Source organism: Arsukibacterium sp. UBA5043 (assembly GCA_002415085.1).
GTDB lineage: Bacteria > Pseudomonadota > Gammaproteobacteria > Enterobacterales > Alteromonadaceae > Alishewanella.
In genome coordinates this window covers 207,854-225,274 of record DIBV01000001.1, presented here as the reverse complement: position 1 = coordinate 225,274, position 17,421 = coordinate 207,854, and the positions used below count along the sequence as shown (strand labels likewise).

The following is a 17,421-nucleotide window of genomic DNA, read 5'->3' as shown; positions in this document are numbered from 1 at the left end:
ATTACCAGCCGCATTGCGCGCCTTTATTTTGCTCGTCTAAATACGCCTGCAGTGGCGCAAAATAAGCCAGGATCGCAGTAGCATCCATTTCTGGCTTGCCGGTTACCACCTCCAGTGCTTCCTGCCACGGCCGGCTTGAGCCCATTTCCAGCATAGTATTTAACTTAGCGCCGGCTTCTTTACTGTTGTAAATTGAGCAGCGATGCACCGGGCCTTCATTGCCAGCGATATCGCACAGCGCTTTATGGAACTGGAACTGCAGAATATGCGCCAGGAAATAACGGGTATAAGGTACATTACCTGGTACATGGTATTTGGCACCTGGGTCAAAATCGGCTTCTGAACGCGCAACCGGTGCGGCTACGCCCTGATATTTCTCCCGCAGCTGCCACCAGGCTTCGTTGTACTGCTGTGGGGTAATTTCGCCATTAAATACCTGCCAGCGCCACTTATCTACCAGCAAACCAAAGGGTACAAAGGCAATTTTATCCATGGCCATTTTTAATAACAAGCCTATGTCCTTGGACTCATCCGGCACATTTTCCAGCAAACCAATCTGCTTTAAATAGTCCGGGGTAACAGACAGGGCGATGGTGTCGCCAATGGCTTCGTGAAAGCCATCATTGGCACTTTCCTGAAAATAAACCGGCTGGTGTTTATAAGCACGCTGATAAAAGTTATGCCCTAACTCGTGGTGAATTACCGAGAACTCCTCACCGGTGCGCTGGATACACATTTTGATCCGTAAGTCGTCTTTGGCATCTAAGTCCCAGGCTGAAGCATGGCATTCGACATCGCGATCGGCTGGCTTCACAAACAATGAACGTTGATAAAACGTCTCAGGTAAGGGTTCAAACCCCAATGAAGTAAAAAACCCTTCAGCCCCTTTCACCATTTTAATTTCGTCATAATTATGGGTGGCCAGCAGCGTTGTCACATCGTAACCCGGATCGGCATCTTTGGGCGCCACCAGCTCATAAATGTTACCCCAGCTCTGCGCCCACATATTGCCTAATAAATGGGCAGGAATAGGTTTATCCAGCGGGACTTTATCGACGCCGTATTGCTCTGCCAGTTTACTGCGCACATGGCAATGCAATGATTCGTATAATGGCTTAACCTGGCCCCATATCCGATCCAGCTCTTTAGCGAACTCATCGGCAGGCATATCGTATTTTGAACGCCACATTGCCCCGGTATCGGCATAACCGAGCTCTTCGGCACCTTCATTGGTTAACTCAATTAACCGCTGATATAACGGCCGCATTGGTTTGCTTATTTCGCGCCAGCCCTGCCACATTTCCAGCAATTCATCATAGTCGCGGCTGTTAGCCATAATGGCAGACATCTCACCCAGTGATAAACAGCTGCCATCCGCTTTACAATATTTGCCTTTGCCATACATACCGCCCAGCTCAGCCACAATTTTGGCCATTTCAGCCGTTTTTTCAGGGTCTTGCGGAGCCGGTAACGTTAATGCCAGTTTCAACTTGTCTAATTTGCGCCGGTTGTCCGCAGACAGCTCAACCTTATCAAAGCGGGCGGCTTCGTTTGCCAGGTTAACCATCGCCAGGGTCAGTTTTTCATTTACATCAGCCGCCAGGGAAGCCGTATCTTCGGTTATAAAGTTGGCATAAATCCATTCAGCCCGATTTGCTTCCAGATAAAGCGCAATAAGTTTTTGTTCTGCTGCGGCCAGAAATTGTTTGGCATCAGCTTCGGTCAGTTGTTTTTGTTCGACCGAAACTGACGTTTGCTGCGGGGTATTGTCGTTGCCACAGCCACTGAGCAACAGCGCTGAGCTGACTAAAGCGGCAGTAAGTGAGAGTTTAAATAGCGTTTTCATTAATGTACCTTTTGTTGCCTGCTATCCCGATAGCGGGTTATTGTTTTTATCCACATTTTCCGAGTTAGTATAGGCATATCTTTGGCTTCGTCCCTAGCCTTTCGTTACGCTATTAGTGAGTATAGTCGGCCTTTCTTACTGGCTGCTGGTATCGTCCAGCAAGGCACGAAAAGGCCGCCACCTGTCAGCATATTTACGCTACTTTATAACCATAAGCAATTTTTCCGCCTGGCTGCCATGGCGTGTTACCAGCGCATACCGCCAACAGTTAATTCAGCACAGTTTCAATCGGCTGCTCACCGTCAAATATCTCAATAATTTGGTTGTGTGGTTCTGCTTTGGTTGCAACATGCAACAGCACGTGGGCCACGTTTTCCCGGCTGATTTTAAGTTTGTTATTATCCTCGGGCCTGACTGTAGAGATTTTCAGGGAAGCGTCGTCGTCAGTCAGTCTGCCGGGCCGGATAATAGTATAAGGTACGCCACTGCTAATAAGCTGCTGATCGGCAAGATGTTTGGCAACAATATAGGGTTTCATATCACCTTCAACGGCTTCTGGATCATCAGCCCCGATTGAGCTAATCATAATGAAGTGTTGCAGTTGATGCGCTTTGGCATATCGCGCAGCCTTGGCTGCGGCCCATAAATCGATAAGCATGGTTTTATCTGTGCCGGTGTCACCGCCAGATCCTGCGACAAAAATCACCTGATCGCAGCCGGCAAATGCATCCCCAAATTCACCTTCCAGGTTCTGCTCGGTAATTGCCAGCCGCTCGTTAGTAATATCACTTAATTTAGTTTTGTCACGAACCAGCGCTTTAACGTGCTGCTTCGCGTCGAGCAACAGTCTCGTAGCCATTTTACCTATCTGGCCGCTGGCACCGATAATGAGTGTCTGTTTCATCTTTCACTCCTAATTAAACTTGATTATAGCTCAGTAAGACCTTGGGATCGTTGGGGCACTTTTAAAGGGAAAATAGTAATCTTTACCGCATTTGATTGGCGACTAAACGAAATAGCAGGCTTGAAGCTACAGCACAACCAGCGTAATCTTTAGCAACTTATGCCAAGGAGGTGCCTGTGTATCAATTGTTTATCGCCAATAAAAACTACTCGTCCTGGTCGCTTCGCCCCTGGTTACTGATGCAACACCTGAGCATTCCTTTTGACGAGAAACTACAGGAGTTTCAGGTGGATAACTATGACAATTTTCGTCAGTTTTCACCAACTGCCACCGTACCCTGCCTGCATGATGGCGATACTGTGGTGTGGGAATCCTTAGCGATAGTTGAATACCTGGCAGAGCGCCATGTGGGCGTTTGGCCGGCCGATCCTCAGGCACGTAATTATGCCCGTTGCGCGGCCAGCGAAATGCATGCTGGCTTTAAGACATTGCGTAATGTCTGCACCATGAACTGTGGCGCCCGGGTACAATTAAAAAATCCACCGGCGGCGCTGGCAAAAGAGCTGACCCGGCTGGACGAGCTATGGCAACAAGGTTTAAACCAGTTCGGCGGGCCGTTTCTGACCGGAACCTCTTTTACCGCAGTCGATGCTTTTTTTGCGCCGGTGGCATTTCGGGTGCAAAGCTTTGATTTAAAATTAAGTAACAATGCCATGGCCTATGTCGAGCTGCTGCTTGAGTTACCGGCGATGCAGGCATGGTATCAGGCAGCACTGCTGGAAAGCTGGCGCGAACCCGGTCATGAAGCAGAAATGGGTTTATATGGCACGATCATCAAAGACTACCGACAGAATTAATGCCAAAAAGCAGTGTCGCCAGCAATTGGCTAAGGTATGCTTAGCCTGATTAAAACCTATAAACCGGACAGAGCAGACAGTAATGAGTAAAAACAGCAACGGCGCCCAGGCTTATCAGCAACAGGAACAGGGTTATCGTGATAAAGCGTTAAAAATGTACCCGTGGGTATGTGGCCGTTGTGCCCGCGAATTTGTTCATTCTAATTTGCGGGAACTGACGGTGCATCATGTCGATCACAACCATAGTAATAACCCGAGCGACGGTAGCAACTGGGAATTACTGTGTATTTATTGTCATGACAATGAGCACAATAAATTTCATGAATTTGTGATGTATGGCGGCACTACCGAGCAAAAAGTGGCAGCGGCTACTCATAACCCGTTTGCGGATCTAAAAGCTTTGTTGAAAAAAAACGAGTAACCACTAACAACTGCCTTTAAATGTTTAATGACGTATGCTGATGTCAGGTGCAGTATTAATCTCGCCTTCGTGATTGATGGCGGCAAACTTATTACCGGCTCTTAAGACTGCCATACTGCCCGACGTAACGTGACGAACGAAAGATAGCTCATAACCAAAACGTTGCAGTTCAGCCACGGAAAATTTTTGTGCCAGATTGAGTTCATCCCAGAACGGTTGCATTTCCCTGGTCGACTGGCGCCTTTCAATAACAGCAGTTTCCATTAGGTACTCACCTTTTATAATAAGACGAACATGCGAACGGGTTGAAAAGCCTAATTTCAACCTCCCTTAGCTTTATAAATAAACTTGTTTAGCTTTATAAATAAAATAGCCATAACCACCATACAAAACATTTATTACAGTTTCACAGACAGTTTAGACAAACGGTTTAGATTTCTGACAAACGGCAAGTATCACCGTTGAGTTAGGCATGGCCGTTTGGAACAAGCGACTGGCCTGGCGTAAAAATCGCCGGACTATCCAGATCTTTAGTCTGGTTTCATCGTGGCCTGAGTCGATGTTAATTGTGCCGGGCAGACAAAGTGTCCGGCATTATCACCGCTAAATTTACCCTGCTGCAAAAAATGCAGTACCTGGGTAATGACCTTTTGTCTTTTCATCAGGAAAGGGTGTGATACGTTGACGCTTACCAGCGCGCACATTCCGGTTACTTTGGTATTTTCCAGTGATACTTTGCCATCATCGGGATTTGGCAGGTAGTTTGATAGCAGCAGGTTGATTGAGCTGGTGCCGGCAATAATACCTAACTCAAAGGTAACTGGCCCCAACTGTCTGGGTAAATCCTGTTCACTTGTGCCCAGCTGCATACCCGCCGGGCCGTTAAATGCCTCAAAACCTGGTACATCTTTTAAATTATCGACTACCTGACTGCCCTGATTAGGCGGGCCCATCATTACCACCCTGCCCAGCTCTGCGATCTGATGGTCTGCAGTATAGTGGCGCAGCAAAATACCGCCCATCGAGTGGGTAACAAAATGAATTGCTGGTGCCTGTTCAGCCCGGCATTTTGCCAATGCCGGGTTAATTGCCATTGGTGCCAGCGTTTCAACGGTATGCTGGCGCGACGGATAATCAACATTTACGGTGTAGTAGCCGGCGTCGGTTAATGCCTGCTGCATGGTTTCCATCGCCGAAGCCGTGCGAGCCAGCCCATGCAGTAGTACAACGCAATCTGAGCCTGCGCTGTAACATGACATCAGCAAGGCCACAGAAGCAAATATTATGCGCATCGCGTATGGTCACTTTCACTTGTTTGTTTAGTCTGGCTAGGCTACTGCACCCAAGCGTGGTTGTCACGCTGCAGTTTTTTGCTGACTGTACTCGGTACCAGACTGCCGCCGATACCTCATCGGTTTAACTTAAGTTTCACAAATAATATATTTACATTAATTTATTATTTGCTATATTTTGGCAACGTTGTTTTTGGCCAAAGTACCATACTAAATGTTTAACGCCCGGCTAAAGCAAGCCTCCTCTCTGGCAATATGGGTAATATTGCTGACGTTACTGGTTTTTTCCCAACAGGTTTTCGCAGATATGTTTGACTGGTTAAAAAAGCATGATGTGCAATTGTCGCCCGCCGTACAGGGCAAAGTACTGTTAAATGGCGCTCCAGTTACCGGTGCCACCGTATCGCGAGAACTACATTATGACAAAGAATATGTCGATACCGCCATCAGCGATGATAGCGGTAATTTTAGTTTCCCGGAAAAAAGCATTCGCTCGCGCAAGCCCGGAACGCTGCAGGAGCTGCGCACTCGTCAGGTGATCGTCATTCATTACCAGCAAGACACTTATCTGCTCTGGTATTTAACCACCTCCAGCCTGACGCCCCAGCAAGCCATTGTGCAGCGTCTGGCAGCATTGAACTGTGATTTGAGCGACACCGAACAGGAACAGGTATTCCCTAATATCGAAAACCCTGATTTTCCGCATAGTACCTTCAGCATTTGTCGCTGGGAAAACAGAAAATCGTAACCAATGTCGCTACACAAGGAGCGAGCTATGTCTGCACTGACACCCCGGGTGGCTGCCGAACTGGCAGAAATTGCTTATCAAATTGAACGCCCGTCAGCATCGGGCATTTACCGGCTAAATCTTGGAAGTTTTGAAGCCAAAAATTGTTTCAGTTTCGATCTGACCCAAGGTCCGGTGAAGGGAGTATCAGGTGGCACGTTGTTCAGTCTGTTTAATAAAACTACCGGTTTTGCTTTAGTAGGCAAAGGGATAAATCAATTTACTAACGACTATGTTGTCACTATCCGCGGCAGCCACATTAACCGCGACTGGCTGACAAATGGCAATATCGGGGTGACAGGCGGTGACAACGGCACCGCAGTGCACGCCGGTTTTAACAAAACTTTCAGCTCGTTAAAAGCGGCGCTGGAGAAAATTCTGGCGCCCTTGCTGGCAGGAAACAGCTCAACTACCGTGCATTGTGTTGGCCACAGCCTGGGAGGCGCTCTTGCCTCACTGACAGCAGATTGGTTGACAAACCGCTTTAAATGCAAAGTTAATCTTTATACCTTTGGTGCCCCGCGGGTCGGTATGCATGCGTTTGCAAAGAAGCATACCGCTACCCTTAATGCAATTTATCGCTGCACCCATGGCGCAGATCCGGTGCCAATGATCCCGTTGTGGCCTTTTGTGCATGCACCCTATGAGGGTACAGAGTACCGGCTGGATAGTGGTTCAGGTATCAATGTTGAAGCTCATGGTATGGCTGAGAATAAATCACCTGGTTATCTGAATACTGCCAACAGTCGCAGCTGGCAGGCGCTTAACCAGCGCTCAGCATTGCATTTTTCCCAGGTGCGTTTGAAGTACGAAAACCGCCATCAGGCCTCATTTTCGACTTATTGGGCGGATAAAATAGCTGCCGCATTGATTACCCTGTTAAAGGATGCAGGTTACTATAGCGCCGTCATGGCACAAGCCACCATTGGTACGGCACTTACCTTTTACGATTTACTGGCGCGATCATTAGAGAGTATCGCCAAAGCGTCAACTCATTTTGCTGAACAAACCCGGGGTCTGCTCGGTCACATGCTGGCCTTTGCCCGCCAGGCAGTAACCACCGTAACACAGCTTACGTTTAACTTTATCCGCTGGGTTTTCGACAGAACCTTTGCCACGCTGTATCGAAGTGCCAGAGACGCGATTAGCAGTATTATGTAACCCTAAACGACTGCGCCCGTTCCGCCCCAATGATTGGCAGCAACGTCAATTTACGGCAGGAATAACGAGCTGAGAAACCACCAGCTCAGCAGTGTGCTGCCTGTTTACTCAGGTGTTTCAGAGCGTCGCAATTGCCAGGGCCATTTACCGGTTAATTCAACTTCCAGGGTAAAACTCAGAAAAGTCCGGATCAGCACCACCAGGGCTAATACGCCAACGGTTGAAAAGGTCAGTTCGACCGCCACAGTATGAATAATATCGGCTGCAATTAAAAACTCCAGCCCCAGTAAGATACCGCGGCCCAGACGCTGACGAATTTCCTGCTGAATTGAACGGGGCGAATCGCCCTTAGCCAGGCGAATGATGCCATGCAGCAACGAATACACCGCAATAATTGTAATAATGCCAATGCCTAACATCTCAATGGCCACTGCGCACCACTCAGGCCAGTTACCCAGCAAACCTGTCATTCCGTTAGCCAAAATACCTCCGTTCGCATTGAAGACGTTAAGTTGTATCTCTAAGCATAGCCTAACTTAAGATAGGGTAATAACTGCGATAATTACGACGGGTTCGGGAAAATTTAACCCAGTAATAATTGCGGACCAACAGCCACAAACCGGCTTGCTGCATTAACCAAGCCTTGTGCAGTCAGGCTTGGCACGCCATATACTTCAACTTCAGTCTGATATCTGCTGATCAGACGCTCCGCCAACAGGGCAAAATCGCCGTCGCCTGATGCCAGCACCAACACATCACTGTGCTGGCCGAATTCAATTGCATCCAGCGTAATACCCACATCCCAGTCGCCTTTAGCTGAGCCGTCAGCGCGCTGAATAAAGGGTTTAAGTTTCACTTCAAAGCCAATCGCCCGCAGAATATTCTGAAACTGGCGCTGCTTTTCATCGCCGCGATCAATCGCATAGGCTATCGCTTTATCCACTTTACGCCCGGTAGTAACCTCGGCCCAGAACGCATTGTAGTCAAAGCTTTTGCCAAAAGCCTGCCGGCTGGTGTAGTAAATATTTTGCACATCTACCAAAATGGTTACGCTGTTCATCCGGCTCCTTTACAGGCTTTTATCATTAACATATGCTTTTGGTGAAGTACTGTTATTCAGTACCGACTGCAAACCCCGGCTGCAAGGGCAAAATATTGCCTGGCAACTTGCCGGCAAGATTAATGAGTCGCTGTTGATGCTGGCGTAGCGCCCTGGTGTCAGCGTCACTTAAACAAGGCTCCACTACCAGCGTCATATTATCCGTTTGCGCCAACAGTTGCTCAGCTTGTTGGCGCTGGGTTTGAGGCAAAAACGCTAAGGTTTGCCGGGTTACTGCTAATACCGGCTGCAAGGATTGTAATAGTGGCCAGCTTGCCTTAGCCGTTAATTCCATAAACAATGACGGGCTTAACTGATGCTCGGCCAGTATTTTATCCACTTCAGCCAGATAGCTTTTGCCTTGCTGTTGCGAGCGTACTTCATTGGCGTGGCGCGGCCAGTCACAATGGCGCTGCAACCTTACATTATGTAGCGAACTCACATCGTCCTGCTTTATTTTTGCCAGTTTCGGTAAGGCCGCCTCCAGCCGGCTCAGGTTTTGTTCCGTCAAAACGGTATCGGCCTGTGCCACCGCAGGTATCAATGCCAGTAAGCCCAGCATGCCCACTCGCAATCCAAAAAACATTGGTTTCATAGTTATCTTTCCTTTTTCAGCCTGAACTATCAGAAGTTGCCTCCTCGCCGACAGTCTTAAGCTTTGAGCTACAATTTACAGGCTATAACAACCGATACTGGCTGAACCCAGGCTGATCACATGCCACTGCCTTAGCGCTGCTAGGCAGCAATGATGGTTATTAGCCCGAGCAGGATAAATACGGTACAAGCCAGACGCCTTGCCCAGTCCAGCGACACTTTTTGCAGCAGCCAGCTGCCGGCATAAACCACTGGCACATTGGCCGCCAGCATGCCGAGCGTAGTGCCCCAGATAACCATCCAGACAGCCTCGTCAAAAGTAGCAGCCAGAATGACCGTGGCAATCTGGGTTTTATCGCCAATTTCTGCCAGAAAAAATAGCAGGCAACTGGCAGCAAAAGCGCCATATTTAAGGACACCGGTCTCATTACTATCGTCTTTATCTGGAATGAGTAACCAGAGCCCGACCACAATAAAAGAGACTCCGAGCAACCAGGGGCCGATAGCCGGTGCAATAAACTGGGCCAGCCAGACCCCAAGCCAGGCCGAAGCAGCATGGTTTAGTAAGGTAGCCACCAGAATACCGGCGATAATAGCGCCTTTGGCCCGAAACCGAGCCGCCAGAAATAAAGATAATAATTGAGTTTTATCGCCAATTTCGGCAATAGCAACAGCAGAAAAGGAAGAAAATAACGCGTCCATTACAACTCTCGGCGGGATGCTTTTAATAGCAAAAAACAAAAGACATAACACCGACTCCCGCTATGGGCCGGCACTATGTCTTAAGTCTCATCAATTATGATCCGGCCATGTGCAGGTGGCACAAGTATGTTGACCGCACCGCCTGCTATACCTTTGCAATGCTTAATGCACTGCACCACGTTACCAGGCCGATTACTCCCCTAAGGACGGCTGGCATTGTACGAATTCTTCCCGCCCTGCGCAACTCAAAATTAGCCTGGCGGTGAGCGTTCAGGTTTCGCCGCCAGCAGTACTTTGTCCGTTAAGCTTTTGCTGCGTCCAACCAACCGGCCACACGCGCTACGAAGTTTTAACAGACCGTAATACGTTAATGGTACTAACAGCAAACTGGTCAGGGTCGAGAATAATAACCCCCCAATAATCGCAATCGCCATCGGCGCATAACTTGGGCCGCCACCGCCGATCTGGGTGCCGCCCATCGCCAATGGCAACAAGCCCAGTACCGTAGTTGACACGGTCATTAATATTGGTTTTAACCGTGCTTCGCAGGCATGAATAATGGTAATTTTTAATTCCTGCTGCGGCAACAATTCCCGATCCTGATTAATCCGATCCACCAGCACGATGCCATTGTTAACCACTATGCCCATCAGCACCAGCATGCCAATCATCCCCATCACCCCCATACCGGTGCCGGTGAACAAGAAGGTCCAGAATACCCCTACCATGGAAAACAGCAGTGAGCCAATAACCGCCGTGGGTAGCAGCAATGATTCAAACAACGCCGCCATCACAATATAAATCATCGCTACTGCCAGTAGCATATTGATCATCATTACCTGCTGCTCTTCATCCTGACGCTGAAAACTGCCACGAAACGACCAGCGGTACCCCTCTGGCAGGGCGACACTTTTCATTAACTGTTCAATGTCTGCCCGGGCTGTATCCATATCAGAATCTTTTGCCGGGTTCATCTGAATAGCGATGCCGGTGGCGCGATCAAAACGGCGAATGGTTGATAGCCTCGGCACCGTTTTCAGCTCAGCCAACTGCGCCAATGTAATGGCCACGTCATCTGCTTCGGTAACCGGCAGTTGCTGCAATTCGGCCAGGGAGTGGCTGATTTTTTCATCATAAATCAGCCGCAGCAGCAGCTCGCCCTGCTCGGGGCTGCGAAAGGTGCGTAAATTAACACCACGCAGGGCCAATGATACATTCTGGGCGACTTGCTGTGCACTGATACCATAGCGTTCGAGTTGCTGGTGGTTCAGGATTATTTGCACTTCCTGCTGATCATCACTGAGCGCTGAGGTGACATCCTCCAGACTAGGTAGCGCCTGAAGCATAGGGACCAGCATCTCAGACAATTCCATCAACACTTCGGTAGAATTACCCAGCAAATGCAGTTGCATACCTCCACCACCACCGAAACCAAATACCGGCCGCGCCCTGACCAACACTGGCCAATTACTGCGAATATCATCTTTTAATTGCTCCAGGCTGCGTGGTGGCTGATCTTTTAGCAGAATGATCGACATGGCGTATCCGGCAGTGTAATAACTGTAAACCGACTCTATGTGCAGCTCATCCTGACGACTGTAGAGATAGGCTTCCATCTGACTGACTTCATCCCGCACTTCTTCCAGACTGTAATTCCCCTGAATATGATAATTAAGGAACAACCGGCCATTGTCACCGCCATCTTCATTAGCCGAACCAATTAAATTTTTCGGCACAACAATGCTGGCTAGCACCAGAACGGCAGCCAACGCCGATAACTTCGGCCAGTTCATTACCCCTTGCAGGCTGCGTTTATAAACGCGATCGAGCCTGCTGCCTTTTGCATCTGTTACCGGTGTAACGGTTAATTTAGTGGTAAGCAGCGGGATTAAACTTAATGCCATCACCAGAGATATGGCTAAACATAAACAAATGGCGATAGCCACATGCTCTAAAAAGATAGTCAGCTGCATTTTCTGGCCAATAATATTGGGCAAAAATACAATCGCGGTCGTCGCGGTACCCGCCAGTACCGCCAGGCTTACCCGGCGCACGCCCCGTTCGGTAGCCGCCCGTACATCACCGCCGGCGGCCCGCTCACGGAAAATACTTTCGGTAACCACCACCGCATTATCTACCAGCATCCCGATAGCCAGCATAAGCCCCATCATACTGAGAATATTCAGACTGTAGCCCATAAAATACATGGCACCCAGTGCAATGATAATGGCGCTCGGTACCGACAACACCACCACCAGGGTGGTGGTTAAATGGCGCAAAAATAAATATAACACTACAAAAGATAACAAGGCGCCTATTGCACCGGCCATCAGCAAGTCTTTTAGTGAGGTGGTTACGCCGTCAGCCACATCGTCCATGATGTACAGATTAATACCGTTAAACGCCGGGTTGCTGTCAGCCGCCTTCACTACCGCCATCGCAGCATTGGCTACCTCAACCAGATTGGCACCTGATTCTTTAAACACATTCATGCCAACGGCATAAGTCTGGTTTAAATGACGTCCATCTTGCCGTTTTGGCAGTTCCATAGCGATACTGGCAACGTCACGCAACATTAACCCCGGTCTGACCGGCAAGCGCTCTATTTCAGCCAACTCTCGATACTCACCAAGCGGCTTAACTAAAACACTTTGCTCACTACTGCGAAGCTCGCCTGCGCTAAGCGCAAAATTACTGCCGCGAAGTTGCGCCAGCAAAGCATTCGCATCAACATTCAAGGCTTTTAACTTATCCGGATTAAGCCGGATAATCACCTGACGTTTTTCCACGCCATACAACTCTACTTTAGAAACGCCCTGCACCCGCTCGAGCGGCCGCTTAATTTGCTGTTCCAGTAAATCATATGCCATGGCCAGATCGCGTTCGGAAGATATACGCAGCTGGAAAATCGGCATGTCATCGGTATTAAACTGAAATACCAGTACCCGCTCCACATCATCCGGCAATAAATGTCGCACCGTATCAATGCGCTCGCGTACTTCCAGACTTTTGCTACCAATGTTTTCGCTCCAGTTAAATTCCAGCGACACTTCGCCGGAGTTTTCATTGGAGAAACTGCGCATTTGTTTAATCCCACTTACTGTCGCCAATGCTTCTTCCAGTGGCCGGGTAATCAGCCGCTCTACCTCCGCCGGACTGGCATTATTGTAAGGGACATTGACATACAGCTGCGGTATATCGATACCCGGAAACATTTCCAGCGGTAACAAGCGGCTTGCCAGACCGCCAAACAGCAACAGCGAAATAAACAGCATAGTGATAGTGACCGGACGGCTTAACGCCAGCCTGGTAAGGGCTAAAGGCTTCTCAGTCATAAAGCCTCCTGCGTCTGATTATCGAGCGCAACAGGTTGAACCCGACTGCCATCGGCTGCCGCCGGGCGGCTAAATAAGGCATATAGCACCGGAATAAACACCAGCGTTAACAGGGTAGATAACATCAGACCGAAAATAACCGTGATCGCCATCGGCGCCCTGATTTCGCTGCCATCTCCCCCCCCCAACGCCATGGGCAACAAGCCCAGTACCGTTGTCAACGTGGTCATCAGTACCGGCCGTAAACGGCTGGTACCACCTTCGACAATGGCTTCAGTTAGCCCCATACCACTTTGGCGTAACTGATTAATCCGGTCTATCAGTACGATGGCGTTATTGACCACAATACCGGCCAGCATAATCAGACCGATAAATACAATAACGGATAAGCGGGTATCGGTTAACCATAAGCCGAGTACGGCGCCGGCGCCGGCCAGCGGCACGGTAAATAAAATTAATAATGGTTGCAGCAGATTTTCAAACTGCGAGGCCATCACCAGATAAACCAGAAAGACCGCCAGTAATAACGCCATAGTCAGCGAACGGTAGGCGCGCTGCATCTCTTCGCTTTGGCCCGCAACAACCACACCGACGCCAAAAGGCAGGCTTTGCTTGGCGACAATCTCGCGGGCCGTAGTGGTAGCTTGCTCTAAATCACCAAAAGCCAGATTGGCGCTGACAATAGCCACCCGCTGCTGCGCTACCCGGGTTATTTCGCTGGGACCCAGTTCACGACGAATATCTGCCACCGCTGATAAAGGCAAAGGTTGCGCACTGCCGGGGTTGATAATAAGTGCCGCCAGTTGCTGCTCAGTTTGCCGGTATTCTTCAGCCAACCGCACCCGGATATCAATTTTGCGGTCATTGACCGAATACTGGCCAGCAACCTCCCCGCCTACATACACGGCTACCCGTTTTGCAACCTGCTGGGCAGTCATGCCAAGTTGCGCCAAGCGGGCATGATCAAAATAAAGGGTAATTTCAGGTTGGCCGGGCCGCAAGCTGGTTTTAACATCTGTAAAACGTGGTTCCGCAGCCAGGCTGGTTACCAGTTGATCCGCCGCCTGTTTTAATTCTGTCAGCTCAAAACCGGTAAGTTCAATTTCCAGCGGCGTAGCAAAACTAAACAATTCCGGGCGATCAAAGCGGGCTTTTACCCCGGCCATAGTGGCAATGTGCTGGCGCAGCTGTGTGGCTACCTGCTGCTCGAGTTCTGGTTCACTGCCCGGTTGCATTACTATGTTTAGCCGGCCCCAATGGCTGCCACCAATGGTAGGGTCTACCGTCATTTGCGCGCCAGTCCCTACCTGGCCATAGCTGCGAGCCACCCCGACCAGTGGAGCAGCAATAGCGGCAAGCTCTTTAATCACCGTATCGGTTTGTTCAATAGCGCTACCAATTGGTAGCTGAATTTCAACATAAAACTCGCCCTGAGCCAGCTCAGGAATGACATCGGCGCCAAGTCGTGGCAGCAGGCTGTAACATAACGCGGCAATGATTAAGGTACAGCTGATAGTGAGCACTTTGCCATGCAAAGCGCTGCTGAGCAAACGCCGGTAACCACGGGTTAGCCAGTCCAGACTCACTTGTACCACAAACAATAATGGTTTGAACAACAGGCCCAATACCCGGCTGATGGCACGCCAGATCAGGGTAAGCAGGCTTAACACCCCAAGCATAAAATAATACAGGCCTTTAGCGATCATCTTTGGCACCCACAGCAGTATGCGGCCAACTTTGTGATACCAGCGGCTGCCTTTAACCCGAGTCCCTGCCGACTCAGTATCGTCAGTAGTTAGTATTTTACGCTGACGAGCCGCCATAGTTGGAATAAGCGTCAACGCGACAATTAACGACACCAGTAAGGCAAAAGTTACGGTAAGGGCTTGATCTTTAAAAAGCTGGCCGGCAATTCCTTCAACAAATACCAGTGGAAAGAAAACCGCAACTGTTGTCAGAGTTGACGCCGTGATGGCCATCGCCACTTCGCCGGTGCCTGTTCTGGCCGCCTCTGGCGCAGATTTGCCCTGCTCTTTGTGTCTGGCAATGTTCTCAAGCACCACAATAGCGTTGTCGACCAGCAAACCCACTGCCAGCGCTATGCCGCCCAGGCTCATCATATTTAAGGTAATACCCTGACCGTACATCAGATTGAATGTAGCAATAATAGAAACAGGAATGGAGACTGAGATAATGACAGTAGCCCAGACATTTCGTAAAAATAAATAGAGGACCAGCATCGCCAGTAAGCCACCGATAATACCGGCCGATTTTACCTCATTGATGGCTTGTTTAATAAACGCTGACTGATCGTATACCAGGGTAAGATTATAATCCTGGGGTAATCCTTTACGAAGAGCAGGTAACTGCGCCAGCAGTGATTCAGCAACCTTAACAATGTTAGCGTCACCTTCTTTATAAATGGCAACTTCAATGGCTTCAGCGCCGTTAACGTAGGTAACACTTTTTCTGTCGGCAAACGCATCGACCACAGTGGCCACGTCTTTTAAACGTATTTGCGAACTGCCAACGTTAGCCAGATACAGGTTTTCAATGGCCGACAAGTCGGCAAACTGGTTGATGGTACGTACCAGAAAATCGTAGCCCGGGGTTTCAAGCCGGCCACCGGCTAAATTGATATTCTCCTCTGCCAGCCGGCTGCTGATTAGCCCGATATCCAGCTGCAACTGACTCAGTTTATTCGGGTCAACTAATACCTGAATTTCCTGACTCAAGCCACCATCGGGTCGCACTGCGGCAATCCCGGGCATCGCCTCAAGTTTACGGCGTAAATCCTCTTCAGCGTAGGTGCGTAAGGTTACCAATTCCTGCTCTGTATTGATGCCGCCTGCACGGCTTAATGCCAGGCGCACTACGGGGTCTAAATTAGGGTTAAAGCGCAACAGCAAGGGTTTTTCAATATCCAGCGGTAGCATGAGTACATCAAGTTTTTCGCGTACCTCCAGCATTGCCAAATCCATATCGGTGCCCCAGTCAAACTCCAGCACCACATCAGAACGACCAGAGCGTGAGACCGATTGCACCTTATGTACGCCTTTAACTATGCCCAATGCTTCCTCTATCGGCTTACTGACCAGTTGTTCAACTTCAACTGGCGCAGCCCCCAGGTATTCGGTGCGAATGGTCAAGCTGGGATAAGAGAGATCGGGAAGCAAATTAACGGCCAGCCGCCCTGCTGAGACCAAACCAAATAACAGGATGCCAAAGGTAAACATCCATATCGTAACCGGGCGCGCCACCGCTACATCAACCAGTTTCATCATTAATTCCTTTTCAGTATTTTTTATTTTTTAATCGTTACTGTACTAAAAAGCCCGGCAGTGCCGGGCGTAGTGTGTTAAAACTCGCGGATGGTGACAACCTTGACCAGACTTTGGTCCTTCAGCGCGCCCTGACCGGCAACCACAACCTGCTCGCCGGTAGTGATACCATCTAAAATTTCAACCGTATTATCTGAACTGTAACCAAGGTGGACCACTTTGCGGCTAACGTTGTCCTCGCTATCCACCACAAATACGCTATGTAAGTTATCGATAGTGATAATAGCCCGTTTAGGCACCAGCAAAGCATCAGTTTTCACATCAAACTTCAGCTCTACCTGAGCAAACATGCCAGGACGTAATTCACCCTTTTGGTTGTCGATTATCAGCGTAGTACGGACCGTACCTGACTGCGCATCTACCACTGGCGAAATACGGCTGATGTTCGCCTGTACCGGCTGCATGCCAGCGAAGCGTAAAATCGCAGCCTGGCCGGCTTTAGCCTGTGCCAGTTGTTGTTCAGGAATATGCACTACGGCTTCAAGCTCGCTGTTGGCTACCAGGTGAAATAAAGACTGTGGTGCCATCTGGCTGATAAGCTGACCAACTTTCACATAGCGGCGCGACACAACCCCGGCAATTGGCGCTCGAATTTCAGTTTCGCGGACACTTAATTCAGCTAAGTCGACTGACGCTTTAATTGCATCATGCTGCCAGCGCAACTTTTCATACACATCGGTGCTGATTAATTTGCGCTGGTACATTTCTGCCATGCGTTGTAGTTCGCTTTCCAACCTGCTGAGTTCGGCTTGCTCTTTAGCCAGCATAAAACGCTGCCGTTCGTTCTCCAGCACCGCCAACAACTGGCCGGCTTTAACATAATCGCCTTCTTCCACCAGCACCTGTTGCACAATACCACTGCTTTTGCTGATAACATCGGTCTCAGCACGTGCTTCCAGGGTAGTATTAGTATGGTAACTACTACTAATTTCTCCCGGACGTGCTAAGGCGGCCTCAACCGGTATTGCTACCACTTCAGCCGCGTCACTATTGCTGCTGCTGTTGGCCTGATTACAACCAGTCAGAAAAACTGTCGAACTGAATACTGCCACAACCAGAGATAACGTTTTCATTTTATAAGG

15 protein-coding genes are annotated in these 17,421 nt (G+C 49.3%); 4 read left to right on the top strand and 11 right to left on the bottom strand.

Going from position 1 to position 17,421, the window contains the following annotated elements:
* Position 1: 1 nt before the first annotated feature.
* Both B2Q61_RS01020 and B2Q61_RS01015 read right to left on the bottom strand, forming a co-directional pair.
* Positions 2-1,846: a M2 family metallopeptidase gene (locus B2Q61_RS01020; protein WP_290616665.1), complete on the bottom strand. Its 1,845-nt coding sequence runs from the start codon at positions 1,844-1,846 to the stop codon at positions 2-4.
* 268 nt (positions 1,847-2,114) lie between these two features.
* The gene (locus B2Q61_RS01015; protein WP_290616667.1) at positions 2,115-2,750 is read right to left on the bottom strand and encodes an NAD(P)-binding oxidoreductase; all 636 of its coding nucleotides are present in this window, start codon (positions 2,748-2,750) and stop codon (positions 2,115-2,117) included.
* Between the two features lie 176 nt (positions 2,751-2,926).
* On the opposite strand from B2Q61_RS01015, the gene B2Q61_RS01010 reads away from it, so the two are divergent.
* Positions 2,927-3,607 (top strand): glutathione S-transferase family protein, encoded by a 681-nt coding sequence (locus tag B2Q61_RS01010; RefSeq protein WP_290616668.1) that lies wholly within the window; start codon positions 2,927-2,929, stop codon positions 3,605-3,607.
* 82 nt (positions 3,608-3,689) lie between these two features.
* A complete protein-coding gene (locus tag B2Q61_RS01005) occupies positions 3,690-4,028 on the top strand; it encodes a YajD family HNH nuclease (RefSeq protein WP_290616670.1) in 339 nt (112 codons plus the stop codon).
* A 24-nt stretch (positions 4,029-4,052) separates the two neighbouring features.
* On the opposite strand, the gene B2Q61_RS01000 is transcribed toward B2Q61_RS01005, so the two are convergent.
* Entirely contained in the window at positions 4,053-4,292 is a 240-nt protein-coding gene (locus tag B2Q61_RS01000; RefSeq protein WP_290616672.1) for a hypothetical protein, read from the bottom strand.
* Positions 4,293-4,558: 266 nt separating this feature from the next.
* The gene (locus B2Q61_RS00995; RefSeq protein WP_290616674.1) at positions 4,559-5,320 is read right to left on the bottom strand and encodes an esterase/lipase family protein; all 762 of its coding nucleotides are present in this window, start codon (positions 5,318-5,320) and stop codon (positions 4,559-4,561) included.
* 214 nt (positions 5,321-5,534) lie between these two features.
* Here B2Q61_RS00995 and B2Q61_RS00990 point away from each other — a divergent pair, with 214 nt between their 5' ends.
* Positions 5,535-6,068 carry a carboxypeptidase-like regulatory domain-containing protein gene (locus B2Q61_RS00990; protein ID WP_290616676.1) on the top strand — a complete coding sequence of 178 codons (534 nt, stop codon included), beginning with the start codon at positions 5,535-5,537 and terminating at the stop codon, positions 6,066-6,068.
* A gap of 27 nt (positions 6,069-6,095) precedes the next feature.
* Positions 6,096-7,268, top strand: a complete 1,173-nt coding sequence (locus tag B2Q61_RS00985; protein WP_290616678.1) for a lipase family protein — start codon at positions 6,096-6,098, stop codon at positions 7,266-7,268.
* Between the two features lie 104 nt (positions 7,269-7,372).
* On the opposite strand, the gene B2Q61_RS00980 is transcribed toward B2Q61_RS00985, so the two are convergent.
* From B2Q61_RS00980 to B2Q61_RS00950, 7 genes are all read right to left on the bottom strand, one after another.
* Positions 7,373-7,750: a DUF1622 domain-containing protein gene (locus B2Q61_RS00980; protein WP_290616680.1), complete on the bottom strand. Its 378-nt coding sequence runs from the start codon at positions 7,748-7,750 to the stop codon at positions 7,373-7,375.
* Between the two features lie 101 nt (positions 7,751-7,851).
* Positions 7,852-8,328 carry an NYN domain-containing protein gene (locus tag B2Q61_RS00975; protein WP_290616682.1) on the bottom strand — a complete coding sequence of 159 codons (477 nt, stop codon included), beginning with the start codon at positions 8,326-8,328 and terminating at the stop codon, positions 7,852-7,854.
* Positions 8,329-8,380: 52 nt separating this feature from the next.
* On the bottom strand, positions 8,381-8,962 hold the full coding sequence (locus tag B2Q61_RS00970; RefSeq protein ID WP_290616684.1) for a hypothetical protein: 582 nt from the start codon (positions 8,960-8,962) through the stop codon (positions 8,381-8,383).
* 140 nt (positions 8,963-9,102) lie between these two features.
* Positions 9,103-9,663, bottom strand: coding sequence for a TMEM165/GDT1 family protein (locus B2Q61_RS00965; RefSeq protein WP_290616686.1), 561 nt, complete (start codon positions 9,661-9,663; stop codon positions 9,103-9,105).
* 251 nt (positions 9,664-9,914) lie between these two features.
* Positions 9,915-12,998 carry an efflux RND transporter permease subunit gene (locus B2Q61_RS00960; protein ID WP_290616688.1) on the bottom strand — a complete coding sequence of 1,028 codons (3,084 nt, stop codon included), beginning with the start codon at positions 12,996-12,998 and terminating at the stop codon, positions 9,915-9,917.
* Positions 12,995-16,282 carry an efflux RND transporter permease subunit gene (locus B2Q61_RS00955; RefSeq protein WP_290616690.1) on the bottom strand — a complete coding sequence of 1,096 codons (3,288 nt, stop codon included), beginning with the start codon at positions 16,280-16,282 and terminating at the stop codon, positions 12,995-12,997. The genes B2Q61_RS00960 and B2Q61_RS00955 overlap by 4 nt, the downstream gene beginning before the upstream one ends.
* Positions 16,283-16,356: 74 nt before the next feature.
* Positions 16,357-17,412 (bottom strand): efflux RND transporter periplasmic adaptor subunit, encoded by a 1,056-nt coding sequence (locus tag B2Q61_RS00950; RefSeq protein WP_290616692.1) that lies wholly within the window; start codon positions 17,410-17,412, stop codon positions 16,357-16,359.
* Between the last annotated feature and the right edge of the window lie 9 nt (positions 17,413-17,421).

Bases quoted from the DNA above. Each gene is read 5' to 3' on its own strand.
- B2Q61_RS01020 (WP_290616665.1), bottom strand. From the start codon at position 1,846: ATGAAAACGCTATTTAAACTCTCACTTACTGCCGCTTTAGTCAGCTCA.
- B2Q61_RS01015 (WP_290616667.1), bottom strand. From the start codon at position 2,750: ATGAAACAGACACTCATTATCGGTGCCAGCGGCCAGATAGGTAAAATG.
- B2Q61_RS01005 (WP_290616670.1), top strand. From the start codon at position 3,690: ATGAGTAAAAACAGCAACGGCGCCCAGGCTTATCAGCAACAGGAACAG.
- B2Q61_RS01000 (WP_290616672.1), bottom strand. From the start codon at position 4,292: ATGGAAACTGCTGTTATTGAAAGGCGCCAGTCGACCAGGGAAATGCAA.
- B2Q61_RS00995 (WP_290616674.1), bottom strand. From the start codon at position 5,320: ATGCGCATAATATTTGCTTCTGTGGCCTTGCTGATGTCATGTTACAGC.
- B2Q61_RS00990 (WP_290616676.1), top strand. From the start codon at position 5,535: ATGTTTAACGCCCGGCTAAAGCAAGCCTCCTCTCTGGCAATATGGGTA.
- B2Q61_RS00985 (WP_290616678.1), top strand. From the start codon at position 6,096: ATGTCTGCACTGACACCCCGGGTGGCTGCCGAACTGGCAGAAATTGCT.
- B2Q61_RS00975 (WP_290616682.1), bottom strand. From the start codon at position 8,328: ATGAACAGCGTAACCATTTTGGTAGATGTGCAAAATATTTACTACACC.
- B2Q61_RS00970 (WP_290616684.1), bottom strand. From the start codon at position 8,962: ATGAAACCAATGTTTTTTGGATTGCGAGTGGGCATGCTGGGCTTACTG.
- B2Q61_RS00965 (WP_290616686.1), bottom strand. From the start codon at position 9,663: ATGGACGCGTTATTTTCTTCCTTTTCTGCTGTTGCTATTGCCGAAATT.
- B2Q61_RS00960 (WP_290616688.1), bottom strand. From the start codon at position 12,998: ATGACTGAGAAGCCTTTAGCCCTTACCAGGCTGGCGTTAAGCCGTCCG.
- B2Q61_RS00955 (WP_290616690.1), bottom strand. From the start codon at position 16,282: ATGATGAAACTGGTTGATGTAGCGGTGGCGCGCCCGGTTACGATATGG.
- B2Q61_RS00950 (WP_290616692.1), bottom strand. From the start codon at position 17,412: ATGAAAACGTTATCTCTGGTTGTGGCAGTATTCAGTTCGACAGTTTTT.